Source organism: Shigella sp. SIG3 (genome assembly GCF_053555855.1).
In genome coordinates this window covers 1-13,447 of record NZ_JBQZXE010000105.1, presented here as the reverse complement: position 1 = coordinate 13,447, position 13,447 = coordinate 1, and the positions used below count along the sequence as shown (strand labels likewise).

Annotated in this window: 12 protein-coding genes and 1 pseudogene; 7 read left to right on the top strand and 6 right to left on the bottom strand. The window is 48.0% G+C overall.

Going from position 1 to position 13,447, the window contains the following annotated elements:
• Positions 1-252 precede the first annotated feature (252 nt).
• The 6 genes from bglG to ACUU1I_RS16090 all read left to right on the top strand — a co-directional run bounded on the left by bglG (position 253) and on the right by ACUU1I_RS16090 (position 8,141).
• Positions 253-1,089, top strand: a complete 837-nt coding sequence (gene bglG / locus ACUU1I_RS16115) for a transcriptional antiterminator BglG (protein ID WP_005071737.1) — start codon at positions 253-255, stop codon at positions 1,087-1,089.
• Between the two features lie 133 nt (positions 1,090-1,222).
• Positions 1,223-3,100, top strand: a complete 1,878-nt coding sequence (gene bglF / locus ACUU1I_RS16110) for a PTS beta-glucoside transporter subunit IIABC (RefSeq protein WP_000137306.1) — start codon at positions 1,223-1,225, stop codon at positions 3,098-3,100.
• Positions 3,101-3,115: 15 nt separating this feature from the next.
• Positions 3,116-4,513 (top strand): 6-phospho-beta-glucosidase BglB, encoded by a 1,398-nt coding sequence (gene bglB / locus ACUU1I_RS16105; protein ID WP_032157195.1) that lies wholly within the window; start codon positions 3,116-3,118, stop codon positions 4,511-4,513.
• Between the two features lie 85 nt (positions 4,514-4,598).
• Positions 4,599-6,215: a carbohydrate-specific porin BglH gene (gene bglH / locus ACUU1I_RS16100; protein WP_000489867.1), complete on the top strand. Its 1,617-nt coding sequence runs from the start codon at positions 4,599-4,601 to the stop codon at positions 6,213-6,215.
• A 26-nt stretch (positions 6,216-6,241) separates the two neighbouring features.
• On the top strand, positions 6,242-7,417 hold the full coding sequence (locus ACUU1I_RS16095) for an esterase (protein WP_005071743.1): 1,176 nt from the start codon (positions 6,242-6,244) through the stop codon (positions 7,415-7,417).
• Position 7,418: 1 nt separating this feature from the next.
• Positions 7,419-8,141: a glucosamine-6-phosphate deaminase gene (locus ACUU1I_RS16090; RefSeq protein WP_000766895.1), complete on the top strand. Its 723-nt coding sequence runs from the start codon at positions 7,419-7,421 to the stop codon at positions 8,139-8,141.
• A gap of 61 nt (positions 8,142-8,202) precedes the next feature.
• Here ACUU1I_RS16090 and cbrC read toward each other — a convergent pair whose 3' ends face one another.
• The 3 genes from cbrC to yieH all read right to left on the bottom strand — a co-directional run bounded on the left by cbrC (position 8,203) and on the right by yieH (position 10,044).
• Positions 8,203-8,790: a PF03691 family colicin E2 tolerance protein CbrC gene (gene cbrC, locus ACUU1I_RS16085; RefSeq protein WP_000193063.1), complete on the bottom strand. Its 588-nt coding sequence runs from the start codon at positions 8,788-8,790 to the stop codon at positions 8,203-8,205.
• A 48-nt stretch (positions 8,791-8,838) separates the two neighbouring features.
• The gene (locus tag ACUU1I_RS16080; protein WP_000116772.1) at positions 8,839-9,312 is read right to left on the bottom strand and encodes a protein CbrB; all 474 of its coding nucleotides are present in this window, start codon (positions 9,310-9,312) and stop codon (positions 8,839-8,841) included.
• Between the two features lie 66 nt (positions 9,313-9,378).
• The gene (yieH, locus tag ACUU1I_RS16075; protein WP_000086486.1) at positions 9,379-10,044 is read right to left on the bottom strand and encodes a 6-phosphogluconate phosphatase; all 666 of its coding nucleotides are present in this window, start codon (positions 10,042-10,044) and stop codon (positions 9,379-9,381) included.
• Positions 10,045-10,208: 164 nt separating this feature from the next.
• Here yieH and adeP point away from each other — a divergent pair, with 164 nt between their 5' ends.
• Entirely contained in the window at positions 10,209-11,546 is a 1,338-nt protein-coding gene (adeP, locus tag ACUU1I_RS16070; RefSeq protein WP_005081549.1) for an adenine permease AdeP, read from the top strand.
• Between the two features lie 53 nt (positions 11,547-11,599).
• Here the strand turns inward: adeP and yieF are convergent, their stop codons facing one another.
• From yieF to ACUU1I_RS16055, 3 genes and pseudogenes are all read right to left on the bottom strand, one after another.
• On the bottom strand, positions 11,600-12,166 hold the full coding sequence (gene yieF / locus ACUU1I_RS16065; RefSeq protein WP_001291268.1) for a class I chromate reductase YieF: 567 nt from the start codon (positions 12,164-12,166) through the stop codon (positions 11,600-11,602).
• Between the two features lie 21 nt (positions 12,167-12,187).
• On the bottom strand, positions 12,188-12,937 hold the full coding sequence (locus ACUU1I_RS16060) for a 4'-phosphopantetheinyl transferase family protein (RefSeq protein WP_000190670.1): 750 nt from the start codon (positions 12,935-12,937) through the stop codon (positions 12,188-12,190).
• A gap of 156 nt (positions 12,938-13,093) precedes the next feature.
• Positions 13,094-13,447 (bottom strand): annotated as a pseudogene (locus ACUU1I_RS16055) (hypothetical protein); the annotation flags it as partial.

The following is a 13,447-nucleotide window of genomic DNA, read 5'->3' as shown; positions in this document are numbered from 1 at the left end:
GGATTTGTTATATATAACTTTATAAATTCCTAAAATTACACAAAGTTAATAACTGCGAGCATGGTCATATTTTTATCAATAGCGCATTGCTATTTTCTCTGCACGCAATTAAATTAATTTCCGAACCTGGATGTTCGTTATAAAAACCATTAATAAATGACTGGATTGTTACTGCATTCGCAGGCAAAACCTGACATAACCAGAGAATACTGGTGAAGTCGGGTTTTTTTGTTTATAAAAAAGGTCCTTGCTATGAACATGCAAATCACCAAAATTCTCAACAATAATGTTGTGGTGGTTATTGATGATCAACAGCGGGAAAAAGTCGTCATGGGGCGCGGAATTGGCTTTCAAAAACGCGCTGGCGAAAGAATTAACTCAAGTGGAATAGAAAAAGAGTATGCCTTGAGCAGTCATGAACTGAACGGGCGATTAAGCGAACTCTTAAGTCATATTCCTCTTGAGGTGATGGCAACCTGTGATCGTCTTATCTCTTTAGCGCAGGAGCGCTTGGGAAAATTACAGGACAGTATTTATATCTCGCTAACTGACCATTGCCAGTTTGCGATTAAACGCTTTCAGCAAAACGTGTTGCTGCCCAACCCGTTGCTGTGGGATATCCAGCGGCTTTACCCGAAAGAGTTCCAGCTAGGGGAAGAAGCGTTAACCATTATTGATAAACGGTTGGGCGTGCAGTTACCGAAAGATGAAGTGGGCTTTATTGCCATGCATCTGGTCAGTGCCCAAATGAGCGGAAATATGGAGGATGTTGCAGGTGTCACGCAGTTAATGCGCGAAATGCTGCAATTAATAAAATTTCAGTTCAGCCTTAATTACCAGGAAGAAAGCTTGAGTTATCAGCGACTGGTTACACATCTGAAGTTTTTATCCTGGCGTATTCTTGAACATGCTTCAATTAACGATAGTGATGAATCATTACAACAAGCAGTAAAACAAAATTACCCGCAAGCATGGCAATGTGCGGAACGGATCGCCATTTTTATTGGTTTGCAGTATCAACGTAAAATTTCACCCGCAGAGATTATGTTTTTAGCCATAAATATAGAGCGCGTGCGCAAAGAACACTGAAATATTATTACTGAGTAAAGGATTGTTACCGCACTAAGCGGGCAAAACCTGAAAAAAATTGCTTGATTCACGTCAGGCCGTTTTTTTCAGGTTTTTTTTTGGAGTTTTGCCGCAAAGCGGTAGAGGGCAAGTTATGACGGAGTTAGCCAGAAAAATAGTCGCAGGAGTCGGGGGCGCAGATAACATTGTGAGTCTGATGCATTGTGCAACGCGATTACGTTTTAAGTTAAAGGATGAAAGCAAAGCGCAAGCTGAGGTACTGAAAAAGACCCCCGGTATTATTATGGTGGTGGAAAGCGGTGGTCAGTTTCAGGTGGTCATAGGTAACCATGTGGCCGATGTCTTCCTGGCGGTTAACAGCGTGGCAGGCCTTGGCGAAAAAGCGCAACAGGCACCGGAAAATGATGAGAAAGGTAATCTGCTAAACCGCTTTGTTTATGTTATTTCAGGTATTTTTACGCCTCTGATCGGTCTGATGGCGGCAACCGGGATCCTGAAAGGTATGCTGGCTCTGGCGCTCACTTTTCAGTGGACGACCGAACAAAGTGGTACTTATTTAATTTTATTCAGCGCCAGTGATGCCTTGTTTGGGTTCTTCCCGATAATCCTGGGATACACCGCGGGCAAACGCTTCGGCGGTAATCCATTTACTGCCATGGTGATTGGTGGAGCGTTAGTGCATCCATTAATTCTGACTGCCTTCGAGAACGGGCAAAAAGCGGATGCGCCGGGGCTGGATTTCCTGGGTATTCCGGTCACATTGTTGAATTACTCGTCATCGGTTATTCCCATTATTTTTTCTGCCTGGTTGTGCAGCATTCTGGAACGCCGACTTAATGCGTGGTTACCGTCGGCAATCAAAAATTTCTTCACACCATTGCTATGTCTGATGGTTATCACACCCGTCACCTTTCTGCTGGTGGGGCCGCTATCAACCTGGATAAGCGAAATGATTGCCGCCGGTTATCTCTGGCTTTATCAGGCGGTTCCTGCATTTGCGGGCGCGGTAATGGGCGGCTTCTGGCAAATCTTCGTCATGTTCGGACTGCACTGGGGCCTGGTGCCGCTGTGTATCAATAACTTCACCGTGCTGGGCTACGACACCATGATCCCGCTGTTAATGCCCGCCATTATGGCGCAGGTCGGGGCGGCGCTCGGCGTCTTCCTCTGCGAACGCGATGCGCAGAAAAAAGTGGTGGCGGGATCAGCGGCGTTGACGGGTCTGTTTGGTATCACCGAACCAGCGGTATATGGCGTCAACCTGCCGCGTAAGTACCCCTTTGTTATCGCCTGTATCAGTGGAGCATTGGGGGCCACCATCATTGGCTACGCGCAAACGAAAGTTTACTCCTTTGGTTTGCCAAGTATTTTCACCTTCATGCAGACCATCCCGTCAACGGGGATTGATTTCACCGTCTGGGCCAGCGTTATTGGCGGTGTCATTGCCATAGGTTGCGCATTTGTTGGTACGTTGATGCTTCATTTCATCACCAGTAAACGTCAGCCAGCGCAGGGTGCCCCGCAAGAGAAAACACCAGAGGTTATTACACCACCTGAGCAGGGCGGTATCTGTTCACCGATGACGGGAGAGATTGTGCCGCTCATTCACGTCGCTGATACCACGTTTGCCAGTGGCCTGCTGGGTAAAGGTATCGCCATTCTGCCCTCGGTTGGTGAAGTGCGTTCTCCGGTTGCGGGTCGAATTGCTTCGTTGTTCGCCACATTACACGCCATTGGCATTGAGTCAGATGATGGTGTGGAGATCCTGATTCATGTCGGTATCGACACCGTAAAACTGGACGGCAAATTCTTTTCCGCTCACGTCAACGTGGGTGACAAGGTCAATACAGGCGATCGGCTGATTTCTTTTGATATCCCTGCTATTCGCGAGGCCGGATTTGATCTGACGACGCCGGTATTAATCAGTAATAGCGATGATTTTACAGACGTATTACCCCACGGCACGGCGCAGATAAGCGCAGGTGAACCGCTGTTATCCATCATTCGCTAACGATAAAAGGAGTTAATTACGAAAGCATTTCCAGAAACATTTCTTTGGGGTGGCGCAACAGCTGCCAATCAGGTGGAAGGTGCCTGGCTGGAAGATGGCAAAGGGATCACGACCTCAGATTTACAGCCTCATGGCGTAATGGGAAAAATGGAACCGCGCATCCTGGGGAAAGAGAATATCAAAGATGTCGCCATCGATTTTTATCACCGTTACCCGGAAGATATCGCGTTATTTGCCGAGATGGGCTTCACCTGTCTGCGTATTTCCATTGCCTGGGCGCGAATTTTCCCTCAGGGCGACGAAGCCGAACCGAATGAAGCGGGGTTAGCGTTTTACGATCGGCTGTTTGATGAAATGGCGCAGGCGGGGATCAAGCCGCTGGTAACGTTATCCCATTACGAAATGCTATATGGGCTGGTGAAAAACTACGGCGGTTGGGCTAATCGGGCGGTCATCGATCACTTCGAGCATTACGCCCGCACGGTCTTTACCCGCTACCAACATAAAGTAGCGTTATGGCTGACGTTTAATGAAATCAATATGTCGTTACACGCGCCATTCACGGGCGTGGGGCTGGCAGAAGAGAGTGGCGAGGCGGAAGTTTATCAGGCGATCCATCATCAACTGGTTGCCAGTGCGCGGGCAGTTAAAGCCTATCATAGCCTGATCCCCGAAGCGAAAATCGGCAATATGCTTCTCGGTGGGCTGGTTTACCCCCTCACCTGCCAGCCACAGGATATGTTGCAGGCCATGGAAGAGAACCGGCGCTGGATGTTCTTTGGTGATGTTCAGGCGCGTGGCCAGTATCCCGGCTATATGCAGCGTTTCTTCCGCGACCACAATATCACCATTGAGATGACTGAAAGTGACGCAGAAGATTTAAAACATACTGTAGATTTCATCTCTTTTAGTTATTACATGACTGGTTGTGTTTCCCACGACGAAAGCATTAATAAAAATGCGCAGGGCAACATACTGAATATGATCCCCAATCCGCATCTGAAAAGTTCAGAGAGGGGGTGGCAAATTGATCCGGTTGGATTACGGGTTCTGTTAAATACGCTTTGGGATCGTTATCAAAAACCGTTATTTATTGTCGAGAATGGATTAGGCGTAAAAGACAGCGTTGAAGCGGATGGTTCGATACAGGACGATTATCGAATTGCCTATTTAAACGATCACCTGGTACAGGTAAATGAAGCGATTGCCGATGGTGTGGATATTATGGGGTACACCAGTTGGGGGCCAATTGATTTAGTCAGTGCATCTCATTCACAAATGTCTAAGCGCTACGGCTTTATTTATGTGGATCGTGATGATAATGGCGAAGGAAGCCTCACAAGAACGCGTAAGAAAAGCTTCGGATGGTATGCAGAAGTGATCAAAACGCGGGGGCTGTCATTAAAAAAATAACCAATAAAGCACCTTAATTATCGTCGCATTCAGAACAGTCTGGATGCGATACGTTAATTCTTTCTTTGCACCATAAAGGGATATTATGTTTAGACGAAATCTTATTACCTCTGCCATCTTATTAATGGCACCGTTAGCCTTTTCTGCACAATCATTGGCTGAATCATTAACGGTGGAACAACGCCTTGAGTTATTAGAAAAAGCGTTAAGAGAAACGCAAAGCGAACTCAAAAAGTATAAAGATGAAGAGAAGAAAAAATATACGCCAGCGACGGTGAATCGTAGCGTAAGTACGAATGATCAAGGGTATGCCGCCAATCCGTTCCCGACCAGTAGTGCCGCAAAACCTGATGCTGTACTGGTCAAAAATGAAGAGAAAAATGCCAGTGAGACAGGCTCGATTTATTCTTCCATGACTCTGAAAGATTTCAGTAAGTTTGTGAAAGATGAAATTGGCTTTAGTTACAACGGCTATTACCGTTCTGGTTGGGGGACCGCCTCTCATGGTTCACCTAAATCATGGGCGATTGGTTCTCTGGGCCGCTTTGGTAACGAATACTCCGGCTGGTTTGATTTGCAGTTAAAACAACGTGTCTACAACGAAAACGGCAAACGGGTTGATGCCGTTGTGATGATGGATGGTAACGTTGGTCAGCAGTACTCTACCGGCTGGTTTGGCGATAACGCCGGTGGCGAGAACTTTATGCAGTTCTCCGATATGTACGTTACCACCAAAGGTTTCCTGCCCTTTGCGCCAGAGGCTGATTTCTGGGTGGGTAAACACGGTGCGCCGAAAATTGAAATCCAGATGCTGGACTGGAAAACGCAGCGTACTGATGCCGCAGCGGGTGTAGGTCTGGAAAACTGGAAAGTCGGTCCGGGTAAAATTGATATCGCGCTGGTTCGCGAAGATGTCGATGATTACGATCGCAGCCTGCAAAACAAACAGCAGATTAATACCCATACTATTGATTTACGCTATAAAGATATCCCGTTATGGGATAAAGCGACCTTAATGGTGAGTGGTCGTTATGTCACGGCAAACGAAAGCGCATCGGAAAAAGATAATCAGGATAATAACGGGTATTATGACTGGAAAGATACCTGGATGTTCGGCACATCTTTAACGCAGAAATTTGATAAAGGTGGCTTCAACGAATTCTCCTTCCTGGTTGCGAATAACTCTATCGCCAGGAACTTTGGCCGTTATGCTGGCGCAAGTCCATTTACCACCTTTAATGGTCGTTATTATGGTGATCACACCGGCGGAACAGCAGTTCGTCTGACCTCGCAGGGCGAAGCCTATATCGGCGATCATTTTATTGTGGCTAACGCGATTGTTTACTCCTTCGGTAACGATATTTATAGCTACGAAACAGGCGCACACTCTGATTTCGAATCTATTCGTGCGGTTGTTCGCCCGGCCTATATTTGGGACCAATATAACCAGACAGGTGTTGAACTGGGCTATTTCACCCAGCAAAACAAAGATGCGAATAGTAATAAATTTAATGAGTCTGGTTATAAAACCACGCTCTTCCATACCTTTAAAGTCAATACCAGTATGTTGACCTCGCGTCTGGAAATTCGTTTCTACGCCACGTATATCAAAGCCCTGGAAAACGAACTGGATGGCTTCACCTTCGAAGACAATAAAGACGACCAGTTTGCTGTCGGTGCCCAGGCTGAAATCTGGTGGTAATGGAACTTAATGAAAGGAATATTACGATGAATATAAAAATTGCTGCTTTAACGCTGGCTATTGCCAGCGGTATTTCTGCTCAGTGGGCCATAGCAGCGGATATGCCAGCCAGCCCGGCACCCACTATCCCGGTGAAACAGTATGTGACTCAGGTCAATGCCGATAACAGCGTGACCTTTCGCTACTTTGCCCCTGGGGCAAAAAATGTCTCTGTAGTGGTGGGTGTTCCGGTTCCGGACAATATTCACCCGATGACCAAAGACGAAGCAGGAGTCTGGTCGTGGCGCACACCTATCCTGAAAGGCAACCTGTACGAGTATTTTTTCAATGTTGATGGTGTACGCAGCATTGATACAGGCACCGCAATGACTAAGCCTCAGCGCCAGGTTAACTCCAGTATGATTCTGGTGCTAGGCAGTTATCTGGATACGCGTTCTGTTGCGCATGGTGATTTGATCGCCATAACTTACCACTCCAACGCATTGCAATCTGAACGTCAGATGTATGTCTGGACCCCGCCAGGATACACCGGCATGGGCGAGCCTTTGCCAGTGCTCTATTTCTATCACGGTTTTGGTGATACTGGACGTTCCGCTATCGATCAGGGGCGTATCCCGCAAATCATGGATAACCTGCTGGCTGAAGGGAAAATTAAACCGATGCTGGTGGTGATCCCGGATACCGAAACCGATGCGAAGGGCATTATTCCCGAAGATTTCGTGCCTCAGGAAAGACGTAAAGTCTTTTATCTGCTGAATGCTAAAGCGGCAGATCGCGAACTGATGAACGATATTATCCCGCTGATTAGCAAGCGTTTTAGTGTCCGTAAAGATGCCGATGGTCGCGCGCTGGCAGGGCTTTCACAAGGCGGGTACCAGGCGCTGGTTTCCGGAATGAATCATCTGGAAAGCTTTGGCTGGCTGGCCACATTCAGTGGTGTTACCACGACAACCGTACCGGATGAAGGTGTCGCGGCCCGGCTGAACGATCCGGCAGCTATTAACCAGCAACTACGTAATTTTACTGTGGTCGTTGGTGATAAAGATGTCGTAACCGGCAAGGATATCGCCGGGCTGAAAACTGAGCTTGAGCAGAAAAAAATTAAGTTTGATTACCAGGAATATCCCGGCCTGAACCATGAAATGGATGTCTGGCGGCCTGCCTATGCAGCCTTCGTACAGAAATTTAAAATAAGGCATTAAGATGAAATTAATCATTACCGAAGATTACCAGGAAATGAGCCGTGTCGCGGCACACCATCTGCTTGGTTATATGTCGAAGACGCGTCGTGTTAACCTGGCAATTACCGCCGGTAGCACGCCCAAAGGCATGTATGAATACCTCACCACCCTGGTTAAAGGTAAGCCTTGGTACGATAACTGCTATTTCTATAATTTCGATGAAATTCCCTTTCGCGGCAAAGAGGGAGAAGGCGTAACGATTACCAATCTGCGTAATCTGTTTTTCACCCCTGCGGGGATCAAAGAAGAGAATATCCAGAAGCTCACTATTGATAACTACCGCGAGCATGATCAGAAACTGGCGCGTGAAGGCGGCCTGGATTTGGTGGTGCTGGGATTAGGTGCAGATGGTCATTTTTGTGGCAATTTGCCGAATACGACCCATTTCCATGAGCAAACCGTGGAGTTCCCGATCCTGGGAGAGATGGTTGATATTGTGGCGCATGGTGAGTTGGGCGGCGACTTTTCGTTAGTGCCTGACAGCTACGTGACGATGGGGCCGAAAAGCATCATGGCGGCGAAAAACTTGCTGATAATTGTCAGTGGCGCAGGTAAAGCGCAGGCACTGAAAAATATGCTGCAAGGTCCGGTTACCGAAGATGTTCCTGCTTCCGTGTTGCAGCTGCATCCTTCGCTGATGGTAATCGCTGATAAAGCCGCTGCCGCAGAATTAGCGTTCGGTTAAGCTGAAGAAATAAGGCCGGATGTATGAATTACGCTCCGGCCTGTTCTCATTATTTAAATAACTACGAAAAATCACCCCACAGTCTCAGCTTGCCGCAGTGGAGACAGCGGAAGAGATAACCCTGACAATCACCACCCTTTTGCAGGCATTTAGCTAGATCAGAATTTCTAATACCGAAATTCTCACAATCTTCTTCAAGGTTGGCAAATTCATCGAGGCGATCTTTTATATCATTCCAGCCCACATAGCCGATAAAAGCACAGAAATCGCCACAATGCGCAAGCCAGAATTCCTGTTGCCATCCATGATAACCTGGCGTGCGTTCAACCAACTCTTTCAGCATTTCATCAGGATATGTGTTCTTAATACCGGCAAATTCGTCCTCTTCATCATACTCAAATTCAACACCTTCTATGCTGGCATCATCCTGAAAACTACCTGCAAACTTTTCAGCAGCAGAACCGTCCGCAATACACAACGGACAGAGATGTTCAACTTCATCAACGCAATAAAAGGGACCCGAGTAATAAACTGACGTCTGTTGTTCACAGCAATCGCACTCTACGGTTTTATCCTGTTCAAATGCGCCTGTTTCCAGTGGCTTGGGATGATATTTGAATTGGGGTAACGGCCTGATATTTTGAGTCATAGTAACATCCTGTCTGCTTTTGAGTAGCCCAAAGATAAAGTATCCCGCTTAACTTAAAGAGTCTGTTTCAGGACATGAAATATCCAATCCGGGCAGACGGGTAATGATTCTGCTCATCACCACACCTGCCAGCAATGCAGGAATGATGCGGACAACGAGACTGTCACCAGAAAGAATGTTTTCAAACAACTCCGAGGAAGCCATGCCCTTAATATGTACAATAACTGCACAATAGATCTCGGTGATAACGACGCCACCTATGCCACCAGCCAGACAACGATAATTTTTCTGTGACCCGATCTTTTCCGGCAGACAGGCGACCATCACGCCGGTTAACAATGCAGGAATAGCTCCCGTAGTAATCGACAATAAGAGAAACAATGGAAGTACCTGTATTATTACCAAAAGAACCAGCGGTTCTTTTGCGAAGAATATGTAGAGGACAAGAAACAGAACACCAATTAACGGTCCTAAAACCGCAAAATAAAGTCCGTGATGTATTACCCGACGTGAAACAGACATATCAAACTCCCTTTACTTACCTTTGAGCGCCAATTTAAGCGGGGTAAGTGAAGGGAGTGTGAAGAACTATGCCGTAATATCCCAACCACGCGCTTTCCACAGTTCCGGTAACTGCGAAAGATGGGTAAAGGTGGTGACTTTCGGGTGAACGATCGGCTTATTGTGCGGGTCGGCGCAGAAGTAGAACACTTCCATACCTGCGTCGATACCAGATTGCGCACCGGCAACTGAGTCATCAACCAGAATGCAGTTTTCTACATTTACATTCATCGCTTTTGCCGCATGGAACATTAACGCCGGGTCTGGCTTCCAGCGCTGAATATCGTAGCCGCTGAACAGTTTATCCGGGAAGTAGTGCAACATATTCAGCTTGCCCATAGAATGCTGCATTTTGTTATTTGGGCCGTTAGATACCACACACATTGGCGCAGTGATCGCTGACAGGAGCGCTCCAGCCCCTTCGATGGCTTCCAGTTCTGAATCGAACAGCCGAGCGACTTCTGCACGGTAAACGTGTTCAGCTTCTGTTTTCGCTAACGTAACACCATGTTCAAGGGAAACAATATCGATAATTTCGTACAGTTTTACACCTTTGAAACGTTTGAATACCTCTTCAGGATCGAGCGTAATACCAAATTCCTGAAACATCGTTACATATGCGCGGGAGCAAATGACTTCACTGTCGACCAGCGTACCGTCGCAGTCGAAAAATACCGCTTCTATCCGGGACATGCCTTTCCTTTTTAATCAGTTTAACGTTTTCGTAGAGCCGATTTGCGCAACGCAATCGTTGCCGTATAAGTAAATCCAATAAAAAAGTCTCTCACAAACGCGCCTATTGTCGCATTTTGGTATACGATAGCGACGGATTTTCCCTCCTTGTTCGGAAATAGATAATGAGTCATCAACATACCACCCAGACTTCTGGTCAGAGGATGCTGGAACGCGTTTTTAAACTGCGCGAACATGGTACTACGGCACGAACTGAAGTGATTGCCGGGTTCACCACCTTCCTGACGATGGTCTACATCGTATTTGTTAACCCACAAATTCTGGGCGTTGCTGGCATGGACACCAGTGCCGTCTTCGTAACAACCTGTCTGATTGCTGCTTTCGGTAGCATTATGATGGGATTGTTTGCAAACCTTCCGGTGGCGCTGGCTCCTGCGATGGGGCTTAACGCCTTTTTCGCTTTTGTGGTTGTCCAGGCAATGGGGCTGCCGTGGCAGATCGGTATGGGCGCAATCTTCTGGGGCGCTGTCGGACTGCTTCTTTTGACCATTTTCCGCGTTCGTTACTGGATGATTGCTAACATTCCGGTAAGTCTGCGTGTGGGTATTACCAGCGGTATCGGCCTGTTTATCGGCATGATGGGGCTGAAAAACGCAGGTGTGATTGTCGCTAACTCGGAAACGCTGGTGAGCATCGGTAATCTGACTTCTCACAGCGTACTTCTGGGTATCCTCGGCTTTTTCATCATTGCTATTCTGGCCTCGCGCAACATTCACGCAGCGGTGCTGGTTTCTATCGTGGTGACGACGCTGCTGGGCTGGATGCTGGGTGATGTGCACTACAATGGCATCGTTTCTGCGCCGCCGAGCGTAATGACAGTTGTGGGTCATGTAGATTTAGCCGGGTCGTTTAACCTCGGGCTGGCAGGGGTGATTTTCTCTTTCATGTTGGTCAACTTGTTTGACTCCTCCGGTACGCTGATTGGCGTGACCGATAAAGCAGGTCTGGCGGATGAGAAGGGGAAATTCCCGCGCATGAAGCAGGCGCTGTATGTCGACAGTATCTCTTCCGTGACCGGTTCGTTTATCGGTACTTCTTCCGTTACGGCTTATATTGAGTCCTCTTCCGGCGTATCGGTTGGCGGTCGTACCGGTCTGACGGCAGTGGTTGTTGGTCTGCTGTTCCTGCTGGTTATCTTTCTGTCGCCGCTGGCGGGAATGGTGCCAGGCTACGCTGCAGCTGGCGCGTTGATCTACGTTGGCGTGTTGATGACCTCAAGTCTTGCTCGCGTGAACTGGCAGGATCTTACTGAATCTGTTCCGGCGTTTATTACCGCCGTGATGATGCCGTTCAGCTTTTCGATTACCGAAGGTATTGCGCTGGGCTTTATCTCCTACTGCGTGATGAAGATTGGTACCGGGCGTCTGCGTGACCTTAGCCCGTGCGTAATCATCGTTGCGCTGCTGTTTATCCTGAAGATTGTATTTATCGACGCTCATTAAAATCGATAGCGCATTAAAAACCCGCCATGCATGATTACTGGCGGGTTTTTTATTTAGATCTTAACTCGCTGAATAAACTCACCAAATGCGGTCAATTGCCCGGTCAGGTGGTCCAGCGTACCCTGATCAATCACTTCTCCGGTTTGCGGATCAACTTTGTTCTGAATCACGCCGCCCATAAATTCCGGCTTGTTCATCACCATTGCATCGAGGAAAACCAGAATCTGGCGCAGGTGATACTGACAGCGCGCGCCGCCAATCACGCCCATTGAGCTGGTCTGAATCAACACCGGTTTACCGGCCAGCGGTTGATCCGGCAGGCGGGAAAGCCAGTCGATGGCATTTTTCAGCCCACCCGGTACCGAGTAGTTATATTCCGGCGTGACGATCACCACACCGTCAGCCTGACGGATCTGTTCCGCCAGAGCTTCAACCGTTGCTGGAAAACCTTCTTCCTGCTGTACGTCAGCGTCATACAGGGGAATGTCGGCAATGGAAGGTAACGCATTGACTTCCATGCTCGCCGGAGCAATTTTCGGCAGGGTACGTGCAACCATGCCATTAAATGAGCCTTTGCGCAGGCTCCCCAGTAACGTAACCACCTGCAATTTTTCAGACATAATGACTCCTGTGGTTGTCTATCAATTTGGCGAAAAAGACTTCACGGTAGAGAGCTGGGCAAAACGCATCATCCGGCTGGTAGGATTGTTGGCGCGGCTGTGAATATCCGGCAGGCTTTTCCAGCTGTGTTTGCCATCTAACTCCCAGACACTGAGCTTTTCAATCGCGGGCGTGACCGCCACGGACCACACCAGCACGTCCTCCGCGTCGCATAACGCTTCTACATGATTTACATGAGCACATTTCAGGCGTCCGGCAATGGGCAGCAGCTGCAGATCGCGCGGATCGTCATTCAAAACATCACCGGTTAGTTTTAGCACGCTTCGGCGCAGCGTAATGAGCTGCGCCCGCGCTTCGTTAGGATCGTTTTGTTTACTGATCCATAGCGATTCATTGCTGGAAAAGGTGTGGTTATCGGGCGCGTGTGGGCTATGAAACCCGCGCGTCGCACGCTGTAGTTCCATATCGAGGCCACATTCACCTTCGGTTGTTAACGCCACGCCAACCATATTCCCGGCATAGGAAATAGAAAACGAAGGCAAATTTTTATCACTGAAAACCGGTTTACCTTTCGGCAGGGTGACGATTTCCGGCAATTCGCCAATGCCATACAGCATGAACATCAGTTCTGCGAGTAAACCTCTGGACGCCAGAAAACGGCTTTGACGATGAGGGGGAATGTTTCGGGCTTCTTGATGACACTGGGAGGGGAGACGAACAGAAATCAGATGTCCTTCCGTTAAAATCCCTCGGGCAAAGTGAGTCGCCATTTTTCGCTCCATGCTTAATGGTCCATTATGAATACAAGAGTAATCATTTACTGGAATGATGGACAGACTAAAGCGGCTAAAAGTTCGATTCAGACAAGCTTATTACAACTTTTTTACATTTTATTGTGAAATTGGGTCGCGTTTCATACGATTCGGTTATGCCATCGACGCGTAAAGGTTTTTAATGGTTTCCCGTAACCAGACGATCTTCGGATTATGGCTGTTCCGTTTATGCCACAGCAGGGTAAAAGGAACTTCCAGCTTTTTTTGCTGGCTTTCGTCAAACGGGAGAGGAAGAGCAACCAACGGCAGTTGATGGAGTTGATTGTAGTACTGACAGTAGCGCGGCGCGGTCGCCAGTAGCAGATTGTCGGGTTGCGCTGCCATAAACAGTGACTGCTCGAATTCCGGCAGGCTCATAGCAATCGTGCGTTCGCGCCCCAGCTCCTGTAACACATTGTCCAGCGCCCTGAGGTAGCCTGAGTTTAACGGACACTCCTTCCTGAAATA